General features: G+C 35.5%; 2 protein-coding genes. Both read left to right on the top strand.

The window, feature by feature from the left end; translation table 11 throughout:
- Nucleotides 1-310: 310 nt before the first annotated feature.
- Complete coding sequence (locus H5187_RS23405; RefSeq protein ID WP_182794506.1) at nt 311-781, top strand: hypothetical protein; 471 nt, start codon at nt 311-313, stop codon at nt 779-781.
- A 95-nt stretch (nt 782-876) separates the two neighbouring features.
- A complete protein-coding gene (bcp, locus tag H5187_RS23400; protein ID WP_182794507.1) occupies nt 877-1,335 on the top strand; it encodes a thioredoxin-dependent thiol peroxidase in 459 nt (152 codons plus the stop codon).
- Nucleotides 1,336-1,658 lie beyond the last annotated feature (323 nt).

The following is a 1,658-nucleotide window of genomic DNA, read 5'->3' as shown; positions in this document are numbered from 1 at the left end:
GCGACGGCGAGATTATTTGGAAGGACTAGCCTATTTCGTACAGGTAGTAGTGCAAATCGATTGGAAAAATATGGATGTGAGTGATGTAATTGAAACTTAATAATTATTTTTGGGGATCCCTTAGGATGTAACCCCAACAGGTGCTCAAACGCCATAGTCAGTGAAGCAAACGCACCATACTGGAGAGAGATCTATTCAACCAACTTAGCTAACCTTAATAACCCTAGCTTTGCAGACAATAGAGAGCAAATCAAAGAAGTCATCAGTGAAGCTAAAGGCGTATTAACATTACTTGGTCATGGAGTGCCCAATGAGTAATCCGTTTGACACCAAAAATCAACGTGACTTTGATGAAAATACTGAAAAGCTAGTTGCCGCAATAGATAAAATAAATAATGCGCCTTCCCTATCAGCAACAATAGCTGAGCTTTCTAAATTAACAGGCCTTCACCGTAATGCTATAAGTAATAGAGTCTGGCCAAATCAAAAGCTTCAGCTTATAAAAGAAAAAAGAAAATCCCAACAACAGGCTGAAACCAAACCCACTGTAAATAAAAACCCTATAAAAATTTTGGAAGATAAATTAGATAATGCAAAAAATGAACTTGTGTATTGGTTTAATAAAAATCTAGATAATGAGAAGCAAATTAAGCAGCTAGAAATAAACTTAGAACGAATGTCATTAGCCCGTAATGACTATGAAACGATGTTAAAACAAGAACGTGATAAAACCACTGAGCTAACAAAACAGTTAAATATTATGCGTGACTTGTTATCATAGAGCTAATTAAAACTCCTACTAGCAAAAATCGACTATTAAATACGACATAGTATTGATATCTTAAGAAGTTTAGCAAAATAGAGAAGGATAAAAATATGATAGAAGTTGGCCAAAAAGCCCCTGAGTTTACGTTACAAGATCAAAACGATGAATCTGTATCACTTGCCTCTTTTAAGGGCAAGAAGGTATTAATTTATTTTTACCCAAGAGCATCTACTCCTGGCTGCACTGTTCAAGCATGTGCACTAAGAGACTCTAAAGCTGAGCTTGATGATTTAAATGTCGTTGTGCTGGGTATTAGTCCCGACACACCAAAGAAGCTAACTAATTTCACTAACAAGCAAGAACTTAATTTCACTTTACTTGCCGATGAAGATCATGCAGTTTGCGAAGCTTACGGTGTTTGGCAACTGAAGAAATTCATGGGCCGTGAAAATATGGGCGTAGTTCGTACTTCATTTCTAGTAAATGAGAATGGTGATATAGAGCATGTTTTCAATAAATTCAAAACTAAAGATCACCATGAAGTAGTTTTAAACTATTTGAACCAATAAATTTAAAAAAGCAATGTAGTGGGCTCAAATGGCTCACTACATTTCCTTTACCTGATTAGGTACAACTGAGTTTGACCCTTAAGGTAAAAGCCACCAAGGTTACTTCATTTAAATGCAACACTAAAGTTATCTTTCTTTGGGTATATTTGAATACGTCAGATTCAATTAACAGGACTCAATCAAATCTGACAGTCGCACATGTGCCAGAAGTGGTCATTTAGAAAGAATAGAAAAAGTAATATGTACAAGGTCAGGCTTGATCTGACAGTTACCCATCTTATTTATTATCGCAGAGATATTTATTCTGGAAAAATTCGAAAAAA

Source organism: Pseudoalteromonas sp. SG44-1, from assembly GCF_014164315.1.
GTDB classification, from domain to species: Bacteria; Pseudomonadota; Gammaproteobacteria; order Enterobacterales; family Alteromonadaceae; genus Pseudoalteromonas; species Pseudoalteromonas rhizosphaerae.
Note: the sequence above shows the minus strand (reverse complement) of the source record. Positions and strands in the feature narration are given on the sequence as shown.